21 protein-coding genes are annotated in these 19,471 nt (G+C 65.3%); 16 read left to right on the top strand and 5 right to left on the bottom strand.

Annotated elements, in window-relative coordinates; all coding sequences use genetic code 11:
- The first annotated feature begins 130 nt into the window (after positions 1-130).
- On the top strand, positions 131-688 hold the full coding sequence (locus tag AC1DKQ_RS20645) for a hypothetical protein (protein WP_476886157.1): 558 nt from the start codon (positions 131-133) through the stop codon (positions 686-688).
- A gap of 2 nt (positions 689-690) precedes the next feature.
- Positions 691-1,233, top strand: coding sequence for a hypothetical protein (locus AC1DKQ_RS20640; RefSeq protein ID WP_476886158.1), 543 nt, complete (start codon positions 691-693; stop codon positions 1,231-1,233).
- Here the strand turns inward: AC1DKQ_RS20640 and AC1DKQ_RS20635 are convergent.
- Entirely contained in the window at positions 1,230-2,111 is an 882-nt protein-coding gene (locus tag AC1DKQ_RS20635; RefSeq protein ID WP_476886159.1) for a LysR family transcriptional regulator, read from the bottom strand. The two genes, AC1DKQ_RS20640 and AC1DKQ_RS20635, sit on opposite strands and share 4 nt — an antisense overlap.
- Before the next feature lie 84 nt (positions 2,112-2,195).
- Here AC1DKQ_RS20635 and AC1DKQ_RS20630 point away from each other — a divergent pair, with 84 nt between their 5' ends.
- The 11 genes from AC1DKQ_RS20630 to AC1DKQ_RS20580 all read left to right on the top strand — a co-directional run bounded on the left by AC1DKQ_RS20630 (position 2,196) and on the right by AC1DKQ_RS20580 (position 15,042).
- Positions 2,196-3,272: a tripartite tricarboxylate transporter substrate binding protein gene (locus tag AC1DKQ_RS20630; RefSeq protein ID WP_476920040.1), complete on the top strand. Its 1,077-nt coding sequence runs from the start codon at positions 2,196-2,198 to the stop codon at positions 3,270-3,272.
- Positions 3,269-3,856, top strand: coding sequence for a tripartite tricarboxylate transporter TctB family protein (locus AC1DKQ_RS20625; protein WP_476920039.1), 588 nt, complete (start codon positions 3,269-3,271; stop codon positions 3,854-3,856). Before AC1DKQ_RS20630 ends, AC1DKQ_RS20625 begins: the two co-directional genes overlap by 4 nt.
- An 8-nt stretch (positions 3,857-3,864) precedes the next feature.
- On the top strand, positions 3,865-5,403 hold the full coding sequence (locus AC1DKQ_RS20620; protein WP_377984834.1) for a tripartite tricarboxylate transporter permease: 1,539 nt from the start codon (positions 3,865-3,867) through the stop codon (positions 5,401-5,403).
- A complete protein-coding gene (locus AC1DKQ_RS20615; RefSeq protein WP_476886162.1) occupies positions 5,400-5,801 on the top strand; it encodes a universal stress protein in 402 nt (133 codons plus the stop codon). The genes AC1DKQ_RS20620 and AC1DKQ_RS20615 overlap by 4 nt, the downstream gene beginning before the upstream one ends.
- Before the next feature lie 70 nt (positions 5,802-5,871).
- Complete coding sequence (locus AC1DKQ_RS20610) at positions 5,872-7,164, top strand: glucarate dehydratase family protein (protein ID WP_476920038.1); 1,293 nt, start codon at positions 5,872-5,874, stop codon at positions 7,162-7,164.
- Positions 7,165-7,398: 234 nt separating this feature from the next.
- Positions 7,399-8,313 carry a 5-dehydro-4-deoxyglucarate dehydratase gene (gene kdgD / locus AC1DKQ_RS20605; RefSeq protein WP_476886164.1) on the top strand — a complete coding sequence of 305 codons (915 nt, stop codon included), beginning with the start codon at positions 7,399-7,401 and terminating at the stop codon, positions 8,311-8,313.
- A gap of 11 nt (positions 8,314-8,324) precedes the next feature.
- A complete protein-coding gene (locus AC1DKQ_RS20600; RefSeq protein WP_476920037.1) occupies positions 8,325-9,956 on the top strand; it encodes an aldehyde dehydrogenase (NADP(+)) in 1,632 nt (543 codons plus the stop codon).
- Positions 9,953-11,281: an enolase C-terminal domain-like protein gene (locus AC1DKQ_RS20595; protein WP_476920036.1), complete on the top strand. Its 1,329-nt coding sequence runs from the start codon at positions 9,953-9,955 to the stop codon at positions 11,279-11,281. Before AC1DKQ_RS20600 ends, AC1DKQ_RS20595 begins: the two co-directional genes overlap by 4 nt.
- 474 nt (positions 11,282-11,755) lie before the next feature.
- Positions 11,756-12,883: an L-talarate/galactarate dehydratase gene (locus AC1DKQ_RS20590; RefSeq protein WP_476920035.1), complete on the top strand. Its 1,128-nt coding sequence runs from the start codon at positions 11,756-11,758 to the stop codon at positions 12,881-12,883.
- A 10-nt stretch (positions 12,884-12,893) separates the two neighbouring features.
- Complete coding sequence (locus AC1DKQ_RS20585; protein WP_476886168.1) at positions 12,894-13,598, top strand: FadR/GntR family transcriptional regulator; 705 nt, start codon at positions 12,894-12,896, stop codon at positions 13,596-13,598.
- Positions 13,599-13,677: 79 nt separating this feature from the next.
- Positions 13,678-15,042, top strand: coding sequence for an MFS transporter (locus AC1DKQ_RS20580; RefSeq protein ID WP_476886169.1), 1,365 nt, complete (start codon positions 13,678-13,680; stop codon positions 15,040-15,042).
- Between the two features lie 67 nt (positions 15,043-15,109).
- Here the strand turns inward: AC1DKQ_RS20580 and AC1DKQ_RS20575 are convergent, their stop codons facing one another.
- Positions 15,110-15,298, bottom strand: a complete 189-nt coding sequence (locus tag AC1DKQ_RS20575) for a hypothetical protein (RefSeq protein ID WP_476886170.1) — start codon at positions 15,296-15,298, stop codon at positions 15,110-15,112.
- A 79-nt stretch (positions 15,299-15,377) separates the two neighbouring features.
- Entirely contained in the window at positions 15,378-15,848 is a 471-nt protein-coding gene (locus AC1DKQ_RS20570) for a MarR family winged helix-turn-helix transcriptional regulator (protein ID WP_476920034.1), read from the bottom strand.
- Positions 15,849-15,929: 81 nt separating this feature from the next.
- Between AC1DKQ_RS20570 and AC1DKQ_RS20565 the strand changes: the two genes are divergently transcribed.
- The gene (locus tag AC1DKQ_RS20565; protein WP_476920033.1) at positions 15,930-16,640 is read left to right on the top strand and encodes a hypothetical protein; all 711 of its coding nucleotides are present in this window, start codon (positions 15,930-15,932) and stop codon (positions 16,638-16,640) included.
- Positions 16,641-16,675: 35 nt separating this feature from the next.
- On the opposite strand, the gene AC1DKQ_RS20560 is transcribed toward AC1DKQ_RS20565, so the two are convergent.
- Positions 16,676-17,443: an SDR family NAD(P)-dependent oxidoreductase gene (locus AC1DKQ_RS20560; protein ID WP_476920032.1), complete on the bottom strand. Its 768-nt coding sequence runs from the start codon at positions 17,441-17,443 to the stop codon at positions 16,676-16,678.
- Between the two features lie 780 nt (positions 17,444-18,223).
- Entirely contained in the window at positions 18,224-18,604 is a 381-nt protein-coding gene (locus tag AC1DKQ_RS20555) for a DUF7793 family protein (protein WP_476920031.1), read from the bottom strand.
- Between the two features lie 164 nt (positions 18,605-18,768).
- On the opposite strand from AC1DKQ_RS20555, the gene AC1DKQ_RS20550 reads away from it, so the two are divergent.
- The gene (locus AC1DKQ_RS20550; RefSeq protein ID WP_476920049.1) at positions 18,769-19,071 is read left to right on the top strand and encodes a DUF4193 domain-containing protein; all 303 of its coding nucleotides are present in this window, start codon (positions 18,769-18,771) and stop codon (positions 19,069-19,071) included.
- A 136-nt stretch (positions 19,072-19,207) separates the two neighbouring features.
- Positions 19,208-19,471 (top strand): DUF6454 family protein (locus AC1DKQ_RS20545; protein ID WP_476920030.1); only part of this gene is annotated, 264 nt, incomplete at its 3' end.

The following is a 19,471-nucleotide window of genomic DNA, read 5'->3' as shown; positions in this document are numbered from 1 at the left end:
ACGCTCTGGATCCGAATCCGCCCCTACGCCACCGGGCTATACCATCGGGCCCGGAGCCTCTATCCTCTTGCCATGAGGGACGGGGGCAAATTCCGGCGAGGGGATTCGCGACACCGCACGCGGGTGGCTCGTGACTACCGATAGCGCCCAGCAGCAGGACAACTACGACGCTTTCCTGTCGCGGCTGGACGCCGCCACCACCAGCCTGAACACCCGGGCCGGCTCGCTGGACAAGGCGATGGCAGCGGTCTCGTTGCTGTTGGGACCATACGAATCCGCCGTCCGGAAATGGGAACGACGGCGCCATTACGTCAGTGAGCAGCTCGCCGCGCACTCCGGGTCCCCGCAGTCCTACACCGCTCTTTGCGAGCTCCACATCGTGGCAGGAAAGATGGAATCGATGCTGCGCGGCCGTGTCGAGCGCGTCACCGAAAAACTGGCCATCATGCAAGTCCGGCGCGAGGCCATCGACAAGGCACTGCTGGAGCTTGAGCTGAGCAGAATCAAACTGACGTCGTCCCGGATGCTCTCACAGGACCGCCAAGAGCTCAGCAGCATCTTTTCGGAACTCGCCGGCACCACCGTTGCCACCGGCGCCATTCCCGATACAGGGCTGCTCACCGATCTCAAGGAAGCACGCGAGGCAATCATCCTGGCCGAAGCGCTCATGGAAGTGAAGGGGTACTAATCATGGAAATTTCACGGCGCGATCAGCCCCGCAAGGACACTGTCGCTCTTGTTCGCTGGTCAAAGAAACCTGGCGAAAACCCCGTGTTCAAGTTCATCATTTCCAGCATTTTCGGATTGGTCCTGTGCCTGTTCCTGATGATCTTCCTGCCCTTCCTCAGGAGTTTCGGTGCCATGGTTTTGTTTATCTTCCTCTTCGCCGCGCTCCTCACGGTGCGCACAGTCTCGGCCCAGAGGCGCTTCATGAAGGGGCTGACCAAGCGGGTGAATGACACCCTCGCCGAGGTCACCAGCAGCCCTGGCGACCAACTGTCGGTCAAGCAATTCCGGCACATGACCAAGAGCGGCGAGCAGCTTCCGCTCCTTGTCAGCGGCTTGCCCGGATTGAACCTGCATGTGGCCCGGGCTTCAACGCTGGAGAGGAATGCGCCGGAGAAATGGGTCGCCGTCTTCACGGTGGTCCCTCCGGAGAACGGGACCGCCAGCTTCGACCGCTTGGTGGCAGCCGCCGTCGACGCCGGCCACCGGTACCAGCAACCTGGTTAGTCGGCCGCCCCGCTGATCAGATCCAGCACGCGGCGCAGCGCCGGATTACGGGCTTCCCGCCTCCAGATGGCATGCAGTTCGACCGGATCGGTCTCGAAACCACCCAGTTCGATGTATTCCACGCCCTCGATGCCGAGGGCCGTTGAGGATTGTGGGACCAGGGCTATTCCCCGCCCGGCCGCGACCAGGAAGATCATGGTCAAAATCTGGCTGACCGTGTGGACAAACGTGGGGTGGGATGAGACCAGGCTGATCACCAGGTCATAGAAGTAGCGCGCCTGGGTGGGCGAGTGCATGATCAGGTCTTCGCCGTGCAGGTCCTCGACGCTCACGAGCCGGTCCAGGCGGGTGAAACGGTGCCCTGCGGGGACCGCCACCATGATCGGCTCCCGATAGAGCAGGCGCGAATCGAAAAGGTCCTCATCAAAGGGCGGGCGGGCTAGCCCGAGGTCAATCTCGCCGTTGATCAGGGCGGCTGTCTGGTCCTTGGTCACCATCTCGCGCAGGTCGATATCGACATCCGGAAGCGCGCTCGAGATCTCATTGAGCAGGGCACCGAGCAGCCCGAACGTCGATGCCGCCGTAAAGCCAATGCGGACGAAGCCGGCCGAGCCCTGGGATATTCTCCGGGCCATGCTTGGCGCGGCTTCGGCGAGTTCCAGCAGCTTGACCGCATCCGTGAGGAAAGCCGAGCCGGCGGCCGTCAGCGCGACGCCCCGGTTGTCACGCTCAAACAGCTGCACGCCGATTGACTTTTCGAGCTTTTGAATCTGCCGGCTCAGGGGCGGCTGGGTCATGTTGAGCCGCACGGCAGCGCGGCCAAAGTGGAGTTCCTCAGCGACGGCGACGAAGCCACGTAGTTGGTCCAGGGAATACATAATGCCGAAACAGTATCACGCCATGCCTTAATCGTCTTGGACACGCATCACTGACCACCCTAATGTTCAGTGGGAGCCGCCGACGTGACGGAACTCACCGAGAACGGCTCCATCCTCGCAGCGAACATTCAAGGGAGAATCTTCATGATTAAGTCCACCTTCAGCCGACGCTCTGTTCTCGGCGCGGGAACCGGCCTCGCACTCGCCCTGGCCCTGACCGCCTGTGGCGGCAACGTTGCAGGCAACAGCGCCCCGGCGGACGGCAGCAAGTTCCCGTCGGGTCCCGTGACGCTGACCATCGGGGCGGCCCCCGGAGGCAGCACGGACCTGATCGGCCGCGCCCTGGCGGAGAACGCCAGCTCGGGCCTGGGCGCACCGATCCCGGTGGTCAACAAGCCGGGCGCCAACGGCGCACTCGCCACCAAGGAAGTCGGCGGCGCCAAGGCGGATGGCCAGACGCTCGTCATCCTGAATGCCTCGCTCTTCGCCATCACCCCGCTGGCCGTGTCGGCCGATGAAACTGTCAAGATCGAGGACTACGAGGTCATCACCGGGATTTCCCAGGACGACTACGTTCTGGTCACAAATGCCAGTTCCGGGATGAAGACAATGGAGCAGCTCACCACGGCGGGGAAGAAGTTCAACTTTGCCACCACCGGCGTCGGCACAGGCAGCCAGCTCGCCCAGGCCCTGCTGTTCAAGCAGGCCGGAATCGAAGGCACCGATGTGCCGTTCGACGGCGGCGCTCCCGCCATGACTGCTCTCTTGGGAAACCAGGTCGATGTTGCCACCATCCAGCTGGCCGAAGCGATGCCGCAGATCAAGGCGGGCAAGCTCAACCCGGTGGTTGTCTTCTCGAAGGAACGGAACCAGTACCTGGCCAACACTCCGACGGCCATCGAAGCGGGCTACGACGTTCCGGTTTCGCAGTTCAGGGCCGTCGCGGCGCCGAAGGGCACCCCGGAGCCGGTGCTCGAGAAACTGCGGGCAGCCTTCAAGACCGCCTTCGCCTCCGACGCGTACAAGGCATTCAACAAGCAAAACCTGTTTACTGCAGCGGAAAACGACGGAGCACAGGTCGCGAAGGACTGGGCAGCGGATGCGGCGAAGTTCAAGGAACTTGCACAGAAGTACGACGTGAACCTGGGCGGCGGGAAGTGACGTCAAGCTCCCAGCAGGAGGCTCCCCCGGTCGCCTCCACCGCGCACGCAGCCTCCGGCACCGGGTACTCAGCAGCCGAAGCCGATCCTGTCGAGCCGCTGACGGCCGAACAACTGGCAGCTGAATGGGACGAGGAACGGCCCCCGGCTGCCGGGCCTCTCGCCAATGTGGCGGCGGGTGTCGTGACGGCATTGCTCGGTGTTGCCGGCGTTGCACTGTCGCTGTCCATGGGCATCGGCACCCCGGAACGCCCGGAAGCCGGTATGTGGCCCCTCATCATCAGCCTGGTGATGGCGGTTCTGTCCGTGGCACTGCTGCTCTTCGGGCGCAAGACCCTGGACGCCGAGGCGTTTTCTTCTTCCAGCTGGCAGGTCGCTGCCGGCGTGGGGACCCTGATCGGGTTCGTCCTCGTCATCGGCCTGACCGGTTTTGAGATCCCCACGTTGCTCCTCACGTTCTTCTGGCTCAGGTTCCTTGGCAAGGAGACGTGGCGGATGTCGACCCTCCTGAGCGCAATCGTCACCGCCGCCTTCTACCTGATCTTCGTCGTGGCACTCAGCGTGCCCATCCCCCACCTTTTCTAGGGAAAATCATGGACATTTTCGGACCAGTCCTCAACGGATTCGGCGTCGTGCTGGAACCCACGAACCTGCTGTATTGCCTCATCGGCGTCGTCATCGGGATGCTCATCGGCGTTCTCCCCGGCCTTGGCCCGGCGGCCACCATCGCCATCCTCCTGCCCTTGACCTACGGCGTGGAACCCGTGACTGCCATCATCATGCTGTCCGGCATCTTTTACGGCGCGCAGTATGGCGGCACCATCACTTCGGTCCTCCTCAGGCTGCCAGGCGAAGCGTCCTCCGTGGTCACCGTCTTTGACGGCTACGCGCTGGCCCGGCAGGGCCGGGCGGGAACGGCGCTCGGGATAGCGGCCATCGGATCCTTCTTCGGAGGAACCGTATCCATCATCGGGCTGACGCTCCTGGCACCAATCGTCGCCGGCTTCGCCCTCAGCTTCGGGCCGCCGGAGTACACCGCCCTCGCCATGCTGGGCATCCTGTTGGTCGCTACCGTGAGCAACGGCAGCAAAATCAAATCGATCATCGCCGCTTCCCTCGGGCTGCTGCTGGCAACCGTGGGCCGCGACGGCTTCACGGGGGAATCGCGGTTCACCTTCGGCAGCCTGTCCCTCTCGGACGGCCTGGACTTCGTTCCAATCGCCATGGGCATCTTTGGGCTCGGCGAAATCCTGTACAACCTCGAGGAACGCCACAACAAGGTGCAGGCACCCGCCAAAGTGGCCAACGTTTGGCCCTCGCGAAAGGACCTCAAGGAATCGTCCGGGGCTATCGGCCGGGGCTCGCTGCTGGGATTCTTCCTGGGAATCCTGCCCGGCGGCGGTGCCACCATCGCCTCCCTGGCGGCCTACGCCATGGAGAAGAAACGCGCCAAGAACCCCGAGCGGTTCGGCCGCGGGGCAGTGGAGGGTGTCGCGGCACCGGAAAGTGCGAACAACGCCGCGGCTACGTCGTCCTTCATCCCGCTCCTGACCCTGGGCATTCCGGCCAACGCCACCATGGCGATCATCTTTGGTGCGCTGCTGATCCAGGGCGTCACCCCCGGACCGCAGCTCGTGGCGGACAATCCGGAGCTGTTCTGGGGCGTCGTCAACTCGATGTACATCGGAAACATCCTGCTGCTGATCATGAGCATTCCGCTGGTCGGCGTCTTCGTGAAAATCCTCCGGATCCGGGCCGCAATCCTGGCACCGATCACGGTGCTCATCACCCTGATCGGTGTGTACACCATCAACAACAGCATTTTCGATATCTGGCTGGTCATCGCCTTCGGCGTCCTCGGCTACCTCATGAAGAAGTTCGGCTTTGAGCCGGGCCCGCTGGTGCTGGCCTTTGTTCTCGGATCATTGCTCGAGGAGAACCTGCGGCGCTCCCTGCTCCTGTTCGGCGGCGATCCGGCAGGCTTCGTCACGCGCCCCATCTCGGGTGTTCTCCTGCTCCTGTTCCTGCTGGTGGTACTCCTGCCCCTGCTGCAGAAAGCAGTCAAGAAAGCACGGGCCAACCGGTCACAGACCACGGCACCGCACACGGAAAAGGAAAAGGAAACGGTATGACTATCTTGATCGGCTACGTGCCCACCCCGGAAGGCGAGGCAGCACTCGATACGGGAATCGCCGAGGGCAAGCTGCGCAGCGAAAACATCGTCATTCTCAATTCGCCGCGCAAGGGCGCGCCGGTAGACGCCGCCCTCGCCTCCGCTGACCAGGTTGCCGCACTGCTGAAGCGGGCCCACGATGCCGGGGTAACGGCGTCGATCCGCCAGCCGGGCCACACGGACGACCTCACTGATGAGTTCATCGACATCTCCGACGAGATCGATGCTTCCCTGATCGTCATCGGACTCCGCCGGAGGTCGCAGGTGGGGAAGTTCATCCTCGGGAGCCACTCCCAGCGGATCCTCCTGCAGGCCGACCGGCCGGTCCTGGCCGTGAAAGCCGGCGAAAAGTCCTAAAGCCCGCCCCAGTCCCCCCTCCAGCAGCCCACACCGGGCCGCGGACCGCCACGCCAGGAGTATCAGAGCCGTGAACCAGCCAGTCAGCCCCGTCGGACCCCACCGGTTCAAGGACATCACCATCACTCCGGTGGCATTCAAGGATCCTCCCCTTCTCAACGCAGTCGGCGTGCACGAGCCGTTTGCGCTGAGGGCCATCGTGGAAGTCACCACCGACACCGGAATCTCGGGCCTCGGCGAAACCTACGGGGACGCCCCGCACCTTGAACGCCTGCGGCTGGCCGCGGGGGCCCTGGCCGGGGCGGACGTCTTCAACATCAATGACATGCGGCGCCGGGTCATCACGGCCTTGAGCGCCGACACCACGGTGGGCGGCCACGGGATGTCCGGCATGGTCACCGGCTCCAGCACACCGGACCGGGTGCTTTCCCCGTTCGACGTGGCATCGCTGGACATCCAGGGAAAAATCCTCGGGCGTCCCGTGAGCGACTTGCTCGGTGGCGCGGTGCGGGCCGAAATCCCCTTCAGTGGCTACCTTTTCTACAAATGGGCCGGGCACCCCGGCCACGAGGAAGACTCCTGGGGAGCGGCGCTGGATCCGGAAGGCATCGTCCGGCAGGCCCGCCGGATGGTGGACGACTACGGCTTCACAGCCCTCAAGCTCAAGGCGGGCGTATTTCCGCCAGAGGAAGAAGTGGCCGCCATCAAAGCACTCCGGGACGCGTTCCCGGACCTCCCACTGCGGATCGATCCCAATGCCGCCTGGACCGTGGAGACCTCCATCCGTGTGGGCAAGGACCTCGACGGGGTGCTGGAGTATCTAGAGGACCCCACGCCGGGTCTCGACGGCATGGCTGAAGTGCGACGCAACGTGTCCATGCCGCTCGCGACGAACATGTGTGTGGTCAGTTTTGGCGACGTGCCTGGATCCGTCGACGTCGGAGCCGTGGACGTGATCCTTTCTGACCACCACTTCTGGGGCGGCCTTCGGCGCTCCCAGGCTTTGGCGGGCATCACCGAGACCTTCGGTTTGGGGCTGTCCATGCACTCCAACTCGCACCTGGGCATCAGCCTGGCCGCCATGGTCCACCTCGCTGCGGCCACCCCCAACCTTGACTATGCGTGCGACACCCACTGGCCGTGGAAGGAACCCGACGAGGACGTCATCGTGCCGGGACCCCTGGTGTTCCGCAACGGGGCCGTGGGTGTTCCCACCGCGCCGGGGCTCGGCGTCGAGCTGGACCGCGATGCCCTGGCACGGCTCCATGAGCAGTACCTGCAGTCCGGCATGCTCAACCGTGACGACACCGGCTACATGCAGAGCCTTCATCCTGACTACGAATTGGAATCCCCGCGATGGTGAATGCCCGAATTACTTGACTGGCCTGGGATTCAGCATCAGTGAACAAGCACGCTCATGGACTGTCACGACGGACACGTTTGCGGATACTCGCCTGCTGACCCCGCATCACAGCAATGCATAAAGGGTATCAACCCATACAGAAATAGGCTTAGACAGACATAGATCCACTGCTTAGGCTGAAATGGAACCAACACCCCACCCGCCCATCACGGCGCTCACCCGGAGGACCACATCGTGGCAAAGTACACACCCCAGGAACTGGCGAACGTCCTCAAGGACGGCCTGCTCTCTTTCCCCGTCACCTCGTTCGATGCCCAGCTGCAGTTTGATGAGGAAAACTACCGCAAGCACCTCGCCTGGCAGGCCAGCTTCCCGGTGGCCGGACTCTTCGCGGCAGGCGGAACCGGAGAAGGCTTTTCGCTGACCCCGGCCGAATCCGAGCGTGTGGTCCGGGCCGCCGTCGAGGAAGTCGGCGGCGTCGTCCCGGTTCTCGCCTCCGCCGGCGGCTCGACTGCCCAGGCCGTCGAGAACGCCCGCGCCGCGGAAGCCGCCGGCGCCGAAGGCATCCTGCTGCTCCCGCCTTACCTGACCGAAGCGGACCAGGGCGGCCTGATCGAACACGTCAGCGCCATCTGCCGGTCCACCTCCCTCGGCGTCATCATCTACAACCGTGCCAACGCGATCTACAAGGACACCACCGTCGCCACGCTGGCCGACCGCCACGAGAACCTGATCGGCTTCAAGGACGGCGTGGGCGACCTCGAGCACGATGCCCGCGTGTACGCCAAGCTCGGCGACCGCCTGTTCTACCTCGGCGGCCTCCCGACGGCGGAGACCTTCGCGCTCCCGCTGCTGCAGCTGGGCATGAGCACCTACTCCAGCGCCATGTACAACTTCGTGCCCCAGTTTGCCCTGGACTTCTACCAGGACGTCCGCAACCAGGACCGGATCGCCGTCAACAAGAAGCTCAACGAGTTCGTGATCCCGTACCTGGACATCCGCGACCGGGTGAAAGGCTACTCGGTCTCGATCGTCAAGGGCGGCCTCGACGCGATCGGCCGCTCCGCCGGCGGAGTCCGTCCGCCGTTGCAGAACCTGGCACCCCAGGACCTCGCAGACCTCAAGTCCCTCATCGCTACCGTTTCCTAGGAGGACGCACCGTGACACTCACCGGACGCTCACTCATCGCAGGCCAGGCCGTCGCCGGGGACGGCAAGACGGCCCACGCCTTCAATCCCGCCACCAATGCCCAGCTCGAGCCCGGCTACACGCTGCTCACCGAGGAGCAACTGAACGACGCCACCTCAGCGGCAGCGGCGGCCTACCCATCCTTCAGCACGCTCAATCCGGAAACCCACGCCCGGTTCCTCGAGGCCATTGCCGAGAACATCGAGGCGATCGGTGAGGAACTCGTCACCCGCGCGGGTCAGGAGACTGGGCTGCCGGCCGCAAGACTCCACGGCGAACGTGCCCGCACCACCGGCCAGCTCCGGCTCTTCGCCGGAGTCGTCCGCCAGGGCGACTTCCGCGGGGTCCGCATCGATCCGGCCCTGCCGGAGCGCACGCCGCTCCCCCGCGCCGACATCCGCCAGCGGCAGATCCCGCTGGGCCCGGTAGCCGTCTTCGGCGCCAGCAACTTCCCGCTCGCGTTCTCGACGGCGGGAGGAGACACCGCCTCCGCCCTCGCCGCCGGCTGTCCCGTGGTCTTCAAGGCCCACAACGCCCACCCCGGCACGGGCGAGCTCGTCGGCCAGGCCATCGTCAAGGCCGTCAAGGACCTGGGCCTGCACCCCGGCGTCTTCTCGCTGATCTACGGCCCCGGGGCCAGCATCGGCCAGGCCCTCGTCGCCGATCCGGCCATCAAGGCCGTCGGCTTCACCGGTTCGCAGTCCGCCGGCATCGCCCTGATGCGCACCGCCGCCGCCCGGCCGGAACCCATTCCGGTTTATGCGGAAATGTCCTCGCTCAACCCGGTCTTTGTCTTCCCCGGCGCCCTCGCCGGCACCGCCGGAGAAATTGATGCGCTGGCGCAGCAGTACGTCACCGCCGTCACCGGCAGCTCCGGCCAGCTGTGCACCTCCCCCGGCCTGCTGTTCGCCCCGGCCGGTGAGGCAGGGGATAAACTGGCTGCCGCCGTCGGCCGGGCCGTGTCCTCCTGCGCTGGGCAGACCATGCTGACCGCTGGCATCGCCGGGTCCTGGAACGCAGGCGCCGGGGCCCTGGGCTCCGCCGGGAACGTCAGCGTCATCGGGCAAGGCGCCGAAGGGGCAACGAAGAACGCCCCCGCTCCCGCCATCTTCGGCACATCCGTCGCCGAGTTCGTGTCCAACCCCGTGCTGCACCAGGAAATCTTCGGCGCCGCCAGCCTGGTGATCCGCTACTCAACCACCGAGGAACTCGTGGACGCCGCCAACCGGCTCGAAGGCCAGCTGACCGCCTCCCTGCAGCTGACCGAAGCGGACTACCGGGCGGCGGCACCGCTCATCCCGGTACTGGAACAGAAGGTCGGCCGGATCATCGTCAACGGCTGGCCGACCGGCGTTGAAGTAGGCCACGCCATGGTGCACGGCGGCCCGTTCCCCGCCACATCGGACACCCGGACCACTTCCGTGGGCACGTTGGCGATCAACCGCTTCCTGCGGCCCGTCGCCTACCAGAACCTGCCCCAGGAGCTGCTCCCGGTGCCGCTGCAGGACCCCAACCCCTGGCACCTCAACCGCCGGATCGACGGCGTCGTCGAAGCCGCCGCGGCAGAAGAGGCAGCAACAGAGAAAGCGGAGGCCAACGCGTGAGCACGCAGCCCACCATTGCCCACGTTGAAGTGGTCCCGGTCGCCGGGCACGACAGCATGCTGATGAACCTCAGCGGCGCGCACGGCCCGTTCTTTACCCGCAACATCGTGATCATCACGGATTCTGACGGCCGCACCGGCCTCGGCGAAGTGCCGGGCGGGGAGAAGATCCGCGCCACCATCGAGGAGGCCGGCGCCTTCCTGGCCGGCAAGCCCGTGGCCCGCTACCGCTCCCTGCTGCGGGACGTCGCGGCGAAGTTCGCCGACCGCGACGCCGGCGGCCGCGGCCTGCAGACGTTTGACCTGCGCACCACCGTCCATGCCGTCACCGCCGTCGAATCCGCCCTCCTTGACCTGCACGGACAGTTCCTCGGGGTTCCGGTCGCGGAATTGCTCGGCGACGGCCAGCAGCGCAGCTCGGTGCCCATGCTCGGCTATCTGTTCTTCATCGGCGACCCCGGCCGGACGGATTTGCCGTACCTGGTGGAAGACGCGCCCGCAGACCGGTGGGAAAAGCTCCGCCGGCAGGAAGCCATGACGCCCGAGGCCGTGGTGGCCCTGGCCGAAGCAGCCCAGGAACGGTACGGCTTCAGCGACTTCAAGCTCAAGGGCGGCGTGCTCTCCGGTGACGCCGAGGTGGATGTGGTGACGGCCCTGGCCAAGCGCTTCCCGGAGGCCCGAATCACCCTTGATCCCAACGGCGCCTGGCTCCTGGAGGAGGCCACCCGCCTGGGCAAACGCATGCAGGGCGTGGTGGCGTATGCCGAAGACCCCTGCGGCGCGGAAGGCCGCTTCTCCGGACGCGAGGTCATGGCCGAATTCCGCCGAGCCACCGGGCTGAAAACCGCCACGAACATGATCGCCACGGACTGGCGCGAAATGTCCCACGCCATCCGCAGCAACGCCGTCGACATTCCCTTGGCGGACCCGCACTTCTGGACCATGCACGGCTCCGTCCGGGTGGCGCAGATGTGCGCCGAATTCGGCCTGACCTGGGGATCGCACTCGAACAACCACTTCGACATCTCGCTCGCCATGTTCACCCACACCGGCGCGGCGGCCCCGGGCGAGATCACGGCGCTGGACACGCACTGGATCTGGCAGGACGGCCAGGGGCTCACCAAGGACCCGCTGCAGATCAAGGACGGCGCGATCAAGGTTCCGGACGCTCCCGGCCTCGGCATCGAGCTGGACCGCGACGCCCTGAACAAGGCACACCACCTGTACCTGGAACACGGCCTGGACGCCCGCGATGACAGCGTAGGCATGCAGTACTACGTCGACGGCTGGTCCTTTGACCCCAAGCGGCCCTGCCTTGTTCGATGAGGATGGTTCGCTGAAGAAATCCCGGGCCGCGGGGCAGACACGTCAATTGTCGGCTCCGTCATCGCCGTCGGATATCTCGCGGCCCGGTTCCGGGTCCTCGGACCGTAGGTCCAGGGTGCCCTGACCCGCACCGCCTTTTACGTCACCAACCCCGGCATTGCTGTTCACATTGGTGGCCGGAAGCGATATCCGGGCCGCGCTGGGAACGGACGCCCCGCTGGCGCTGCTCTCCGCAGCGGCAGTGGGGCTGCTCTATTCCCTGCTGAGTTTCCATGCCTGTGATCGTCTGGACCCTGGGCCGCTTCGTCGTCGGCCTCGAGGGGCAGCATCTGCTGACCATCGTGATCATGGGGGCGCTGCCCACAGCCCAGAATGTCTTTCGAAAGAGGAACGCAACACTTGTTATACAAGTAACTAACTTGTAACCTAAGTTGAGCGGGGCGGAGCTGCCTCGCAGGAACTCCAGGGAGAACCATGACCAGCGTTGATCTCATCCGCCACGTAAAGCTGTCCACGGCCAGGCTTCCGCTCGCCGTTCCGATCAGCGACGCGAAAGTATTCACCGGACGCCAGAAGCCGATGACCGAGGTTGTATTCCTTTTCGCCGAGATCACGACCGAACAAGGCCACAGCGGAATCGGCTTCAGCTACTCCAAGCGCGCCGGCGGACCGGCCCAGTACGCGCACGCCAAGGAACTTGCCGAGGGCATCATCGGCGAGGACCCCAACGACATCGGCAAGCTCTACACCAAGCTGCTGTGGGCCGGGGCATCCGTCGGCCGCTCCGGAGTGGCCACCCAGTCGCTGGCCGCGATCGACATCGCACTCTACGACCTGAAGGCCAAGCGCGCCGGCCTGCCGCTGGCCAAGTTCCTGGGCTCCTACCGCGACTCCGTCCAGACCTACAACACCTCGGGCGGCTTCCTGAACGCAACCCTGGATGAGGTCAAGGCCCGCGCCACCGTCCTGCTGGACGAAGGCATCGGCGGCATCAAGATCAAGGTCGGTCTACCGGACACCGCCGAGGACCTGCGCCGCGTCGCCGGCATCCGCGAGCACATCGGCTGGGACGTGCCCCTTATGGTGGACGCGAACCAGCAGTGGGACCGCGCCACCGCCCTGCGGATGGGCCGGCGACTGGAGGAATTCAACCTCGTCTGGATCGAGGAACCGCTCGACGCCTACGACTTCGAGGGCCATGCGGAGCTCGCCCGCGCCCTGGACACGCCCATCGCCACCGGTGAGATGCTGGCCTCGGTCGCGGAGCACAAGGGACTGATCAGCGCCAACGGCTGTGACATCATCCAGCCCGACGCCCCGCGCGTCGGGGGCATTACCCAGTTCCTACGCCTCGCCGCCCTGGCCGACGAGCGCGGACTCGGCCTCGCCCCGCACTTCGCCATGGAAATCCACCTCCACCTCGCCGCCGCCTACCCGCGCGAACCGTGGGTGGAGCATTTCGACTGGCTCGATCCGCTGTTCAACGAGCGCCTCGAAACAAAGAACGGCCGCATGCTGGTCCCGGACCGCCCCGGGCTCGGCATCTCCCTCAGCGAGCAGGCGCGCGCCTGGACAACAGAGTCTGTGGAATTCGGCAAGTAACCTTGAAGCCATGAGCCGGAACCTGACTGCGGACCTCGCCAGCGATCTTCGCCGCCGCATCGTCGACGGCGTCATTGCGCCGGGTGCGAAGCTGCCCAGCGAGAACACCCTGATCAGCGAATTCGGCGTCAGCCGCACCGTGGTCCGCTCGGCCCTGACCAGGCTGCAGGCGGAGGGACTGGTGGAAACCGAACGTGGGCGGGGCAGCTTTGCGCTGACCCCGCCACCGGGCGGGCCGCAGCAGTCCGCCGGGAGCCGCCCGGTGGCCACCCTGGAGGAGCGCCTGTGGCAGCTGGAATTCCGCATCGCGGTGGAGTCCGAGGCCGCAGCCCTCGCCGCCAGGAACCACACAGACCGGCAGCTGACTGCCGTGCGGAAGGCATTTGAAGACTTTACGGACAGCGCGGCGCACCCAGCACACGCCATGAAGGCTGACTACGAGTTTCACAGGGCCATTGCCGCAGCCTCCGGTAACCCCTTCTACTCCGACTGCCTCGCCTCCCTGGGGCAGACCATGATTGCGATGCCCCGCGCCCGGCTCGTGGGCGGCGGGGAGCACGATGCGCCCGAGCACTTCGATCAGGTGGTGCAGGAGCACCAATCAATCGTCGCCGCCATCGCGGAGGGCGACGGACCGTCGTCGTCCGCGGCAATGCGGAGTCATCTGGCGAACTCACGACGGCGGCTGCGCGCCGTCGCTCCCGGCAACGCCTGAGGTCAGAATCGCTGTGGCGAGGGCCACAAACAACCCCCTGTCCCGGCCGACCTGCGTCGCCAATTCAAAGGAAATCTCCATGCGGTCTGTAGACAACGCTGTCACGGACGTGGCTCTTGCCACGAAAAAGTTCTTCAAGCGGGTGCTGCCCATCATGCTCGTCATGTTGGTGTGCAACCAGCTCAACCGGTCCAACATCGGCTACGCCCAGGAACACCTGCAGGCGGATGTCGGGATCGGCGCTGCCGCATACGGGTTCGGGGCCGGGCTGTTCTTCATCGCCTACGCGATCTTCGAACTGCCCAGCAACGTGATGATGGAGAAGTATGGCGCCAAGGTCTGGCTGGCACGGATTATGGTGAGCTGGGGAATCGTCTCCTTTCTGATGGTGTTCGTGCAGAACGAGACCATGTTCTACGCCCTGCGGTTCCTCCTCGGCGCCGCGGAAGCAGGGTTCTTCCCCGCCGTCATCTTCTACTTCGCCCGCTGGGTGCCCGCCGGGCATCGGGGCAAGGCAACGGCGATCTTCATCGCCGGATCCTCGGTCGCCGCCGCGCTCTCCGGCCCGATGGCCGGACTGCTGCTCAGCCTCCACGACGTCCTGGGGCTCCGCGGCTGGCAGTGGCTGTTCGGCTTCGAAGGATTGCTTTCCATAGTGGTCGGTATCGCCGTATTTTTCGTTCTTGACGCCAAAATCCAGGATGCGAAATGGCTGACGGCGGGCGAAAAGTTTGCTCTCACCGCGGCGATTGCGGATGAGGACGCCCAGCACGTCCGCGCATCAGGCGGAAATCCCAGCGGAAAGGTCAACCGCTGGAAGATGCTCCTGAACCCGCAGATTCTGCTGCTCTGCGGCATTTACTTCTCCGTGCAGCTCTCCATCTACGCCAACACGTTCTGGCTGCCCAGCATCGTCAAGCAGATCCCCGGGACCACGGACCTGAGTGTCGGCTTCCTCTCCGCCATCCCCTGGGTCTGCGCCGTGATCGCCATGTACTTCGCCGCCAAGTGGCAGGACAAAGCCAAATCCAAGCGGCCCCTGCTGGTGGTCGCGCTCCTGGTCGCCGCCGTCGGCACCTTCGCAGCCGCCGTCGCCACTCCAGTACTGGCCCTCGTATTCCTGGCCGTCGCCGCCATGGGCTTCAAGAGCGCGTCACCGTTGTTCTGGACTATCCCCCAGTCTGGCCTGCACCCCGTCATCTTGGCGCCGGCCATCGCCATCATCAACTCGCTGGGCAACCTCGGTGGCTTCGTGGCCCCCTTCGGATTCGGCATCATCAAGGAACAGACCGGCAGCGTCATACCGGGGCTCTTCGCCCTCGCTGCGGCATCAACAATCGCCGCCGCGCTCGTCTACCTCCTCAAGGAGCGCAAGACCGAAGCCACGGCGGTGCCCGCGGCTAGGTCCGAGGAGGCTTCGCCCTACGCCGTAGCCGCCAAATAGTTCCGGACACGAAAAAAGGAAGGCAGGCGCCCTGTGGGCGCCTGCCTTTCGTCGCCCCATGCCGCCCTCAGTCCCTCTCGCGTGCTTCCAGCAGGTGCCGGTCGAGTTTTTCTTCAGCTTCGCGGCGCCGCTGACCGACAATGCGAAGCTGCTGAGTGATCGGATTTGAGTAGCCATCAACGTCGCGGTGATGCGTGCCCTTCAGACGCTCGGGGCCGGAGGGCAAGGTCACCCGCGGTTCAGTATTTTCGCCCATATCGGGATGATCCCACAGTGCTCGCCGGCTGAAAAGGACTGCTTTCCCCGACAATTAATCCGTGCAGACAACTGCAGTTTCACCCCAGGTGCGTGTCCCCATGGAGGTCCGCGTCAAGGGCATGGGCGCTGGCCAACCGGGCCAGCAGGCTGCCCAGTTGCGCAGACTGTTCGCTGGTGAGCGGGGCCAGGATCTCGGCTTCATGCCGTTCGGCGATCCCTCGCAGTTTGCCCAGCACCTTCCTGCCCTCGTCCGTCAGCCGAAGCTCATAGTTCCGCCGATCGGTGCTGCTGCGGACGCGGGCCACCAAGCCTCGCGCTTCCAGCGAATCGATGAGCGGAACAACCCGGCTCGGCACCGCTCCCAGGCGGTCGGCCAGGGACCGCTGGCTCAGCCCGGGCGTGCGGCCCAGCAGGCGGAGGACGCCGGCGTCGCTCGGGGTCAGTCCGAGCTCGCGTGTGTGCTCGGCGAAGCGTGCCGATGCCAGCGCCCCGAGCTGGGACAGCAGGAAAGCAGTTCGCTTCGACCGCGACGGGTCCGGTGAGTCCATGTCCCAATATTACGCCATTGACAGAATCATTCAACAGGTGAATCATTTTAATTGTGACGTAATTATCGGAAAGAAGCGATCATGACTGACCTATCCCCCCACCACACCTCTTCACGGACACGATCGGGCGGCCCCAATCCGGGCATCCTGGCGGCAGTGAGCCTGGGACTCACGGTTGGCGGCCTGCTCAGCAGCGCGATCCTCGCTGGCGGCCAGACATTTGTCTCACCGTTCTCTCCCGCAGACCAGGTCGCGGCATATTTCCACGGGAACCCCGATGCGGTGCGGCTCGCCAGCTTGTTCCAATTCGGCTCAGCGGTGCCGCTGGGTATCTTCGCGGCCACTGTTTACGCCCGGCAGCTCCGGCTCGGCGTGCGCGTCCCCGGGCCCGCGATCGGTTTCTTTGGCGGCATCACAGCCTCGGTCTTCCTCATGCTCTCGGCCGCCGTGGGCTGGGTCCTGAGCCGTCCGGAAATCACCACCGACGTGACACTGACCCACGCGCTGTCGTTTCTCGCGTTCATCACCGGCGGCGTCGCCTACGTCGTGGGCCTCGGGCTCCTCGTAGCCGGGATCGCGGTCCCGGCCCTCATCCTGCGCTTCGTGCCGCGCTGGCTGGCCTGGGCCGGCCTTGTCATCGCCGCCTTGGCCGAGCTGAGCTTCCTGTCCATGGCGATCGAACCGCTCCAGTTCCTGCTGCCCATCGGGCGGTTCGGCGGGCTCCTCTGGCTTGTCGCGGTCGGATTCCTGTTGCCGCGGAGCCGTGCCGCAGCGAATCGACAGGACACCTAAACGGCCGCCTGATGCTTGGCTTGGTCGTCCGTACTTTAGAAAAGCGCTAAGCCCGTAAGTTCGGCGAGTTTGTCGGTAAGCCTGTCCTGAAAGGCCGTGTCGGTGACCTCCGGGGCAGGCTTACGCGGCCGGCGGTGGTACCAGTAGTTGCCGGAGACCAGGGCGGCCGGGTCATTGCTGACGGCGAGCCACCTCTGGGTGTCATGGCCCATCGCCAGGTCATCGGGAGCCCCCGGGCCGCCCATCTTGGTGGGAACCCATCCGGGATCAACGGCGTTGCTGAGTACGTCGGGCCAGTGCCGGGCGATGGAGGCAGCGAGCGCGGTCACGTATAGCTTGCTCTCGGAGTAGGCGGCGCTGGCATTCCAGCGACGTTCGGTCCAATCGATATCCTGGAGACTGCCGCTGGCCGCGTGGTGCATGCCGCTGCTGACGTAGATCAGGCGGCCGGGCCGTTCGATCCGTGCAGTGAGCAGATAAGGGGCGAGAACATTGACCGCCAGAGTCCGGGAATGTCCCTCCGGGGTCGCGACGCGCCCCGGCGAAAGGTAGACGCCGGCGTTATGGATGATGGCGTCCATTCGCCCGTGCGCATTGACCTGTTCGGCAAGGTCCAGGGTTTCGGCGGCGCTGCTGAGGTCCCCGACGACGACGCCGGCCGCTTGCGGAGCGAGGTCATCGACGGCGGCCGCGCGTGCCCTGGTGCGGGCGTGCAGCAGGACCTCGTGGCCTTCGTTCAACAGTGTCCGGGCGGTGGCGAGGCCGAGTCCGTCGGTCGAGCCGGTAATGAAAATGCGCGCCATGGGGCAAGTCCCCTTCGTGGTCTGAGTACGTCCCGGCCACTTTAGCCCTTGGCTCCAGAAACGGAACACGCATGGCGAAATCGTCACGCGCCTTCTGAATCGTTGCGTCTAGGTTTTCGTTGCGTTTAGGTGGCATCCCCGTACAAGCCGCCGACCCCGGCCCGATCCGGGCGGCCATAGTGCACCCGCTCAGTGGGACGATGATGCAAGAGGGGTTGGCGGGCAGCCGGGCGGGGCCCGGGCGGCCGCCCAGCGCCTGGCCGCGAGGGCTGCGTGGGCGTTTCGGCTTCCGCCGCTTGCCCATGGACGAGGGTCAGATCGGGTCGGCGACCCCGGGCAGGTTCCTCCCTGAGAGCGATCAGGTATGCCGCCAGCGCAACTTCCGGCCGCCCCGGGTTGGCCTGCAGCAGGCGACGGAGCTGATCCCTTGCACGGGCCTGTCCCGGCGCGGAATCGGACAGCACCGCGGCGATGATCTCGGCGGCCTGCAGGCGTATCCCCTGTACCCTGCTGCCCTCCGGTTCCCTCGCCCACGGGTCCGCGGGCGGATCCTCCTGTGGGCGTTTCGGACGGGACGACAACTCAATGGACTCAATGGACATTTGCCTAATCCTTTGTTTCCCGTTCCGGCAGAGCCCGGAACCGGCCACGATCCCTGAAGCCCTTGAGACAACTGTGGAGCGAACGGGGCGGAAGACCGTGAAGCAACATTACAACGGGAAAGACCGGTCTGTCTTGAATCGTGCGCGAATCCTTCCCAAACCCTGCACCGCTGTGTGCCTATTCGCGGCTGCTGAGAACTTCCTTCAGCCACGTGATTGCGGCGGTCCTTGAGGTAAAGAACTCGTGCGGGTATTTGGTCTCCCGGCTCGTGGCGGAAGCGATGACCCTGTCGACTGCGCTGGATCCGAGAACCGCGATGGCCACCACGCCCCTACTCTGTGCGAACTGGTATCGGGCCGCGGCGCTGAACACGACGTCGGTCATCTCAGAGAGCATCGGCATCGGCGTCCCCCCGCTGATGCGTTCCACAGCGAGCATGGCGTCTCTGGCGTCGTCGGCGTCGACAAAAGAACCGGGGCGCCAGACACTTTCGAGGATCCCCGCGTCAACGCTGAGAGCGTTCTTCCCGTCAGCAGCGTCGATTCGTCCTGGCATCATTTGGTCGATCCTAGGCCTGGTCTGCGGCGATGACCTGCGCCACACTCATGGCGTGACCCGCCAACGCCGTCCGGCGTCAATTCTGGCCGCGGCTGCGGAACAACTGCGGGTTGCCGTACGTTGCAGTGAGCCTAGTCAACCCTCGAGAAATGAGAACCAGCCACGTGGCAACCGACTACGACGAAGTCCGCTCGGACGTCAAGGAAAGCCGGGAAAACTCCCTGGAAGCACTGCAGTCCGCTAACGCACCGGACGCCCGCAGCGTCGTCCAGGAACTCGACGAGGCCGACGGGCTGGACGGGGCCGGAGTCCCGGGAGGCGAGTTCATCGCCGAAGAGCTGACGGTTCAGGTCATCCCGCAGGCCAACGACGAATTCACCTGCTACTCCTGCTTCCTGGTCCGGCACCGCTCCCAGATCGCCCGGCAGGCTGGCGCCGAGGTCTACTGCAAGGACTGCGAAGGCTGAACCTGGGCGGCCTCCAGGGCAGGTTGATATCTCACTCGAATCGAGTGGCCGTGACGGCAGTGTTGGAGCGGACGAGTCCGAAGGTCGCTGTCACTGCGGCCAGGGCGAGCAGAAGACTGAGGGACTGGGCGTAGTCATGTACCACCCGGGCGGCATCGACTTCGACGGCACCAACGTCGATTACCAGGACTGCCAGTACGTACCCAGCTCCAGAATGCTCTGCAGCGGGATCACCAACCTCCCGCAGACCGCGGCCGCCGGCACGGGTGCCACCTACGAACTCGGCGGCATGGCGATGATCGACCTCAAGTCCCGCACGGTGATCCGCGACATCCCGTTCCAGCGGTGGTCCACCGCGGGGCACGTAGCCACGCGCAACCCGTTCAAGATGACGGCCGAT

The sequence above is a fragment of the Arthrobacter sp. 05L421 genome, assembly GCF_056397785.1.
This window is presented reverse-complemented; position numbering and strand designations above follow the sequence as displayed.